The organism is Psychrobacter sp. 16-MNA-CIBAN-0192 (assembly GCF_040309565.1).
GTDB lineage: Bacteria > Pseudomonadota > Gammaproteobacteria > Pseudomonadales > Moraxellaceae > Psychrobacter.
This window is the reverse complement of the sequence record NZ_JBEOOX010000518.1, coordinates 1-252: the sequence shown is the minus strand read 5'-3', so window position 1 is coordinate 252 and position 252 is coordinate 1. Positions and strand designations below refer to the sequence as shown.

Here is a 252-nt window from a genome sequence, read left to right as displayed (position 1 = left end):
GGGCATGCCGGTCACCGGCCAGCTGTTCTTCATGTACGCGACGATGCTGATCGCGGTGCCGACGGGCGTGAAGGTGTTCAACTGGCTCGCGACGATGTGGCGCGGCTCGATGACGTTCGAAACCCCGATGCTGTTCGCGATCGGCTTCCTGTTCGTGTTCACGTTCGGCGGCCTGACGGGCCTGATGCTCGCGATGGCGCCGCTCGACATCCAGTATCACGGCACCTACTTCGTGGTCGCGCACTTCCACTA

At 63.1% G+C, this 252-nt stretch carries 1 protein-coding gene; it reads left to right on the top strand.

Going from position 1 to position 252, the window contains the following annotated elements; translation table 11 throughout:
• A partial coding sequence (locus AAEY78_RS14205) for a cbb3-type cytochrome c oxidase subunit I (protein ID WP_352340063.1) occupies nucleotides 1–252 on the top strand: 252 nt, incomplete at both ends.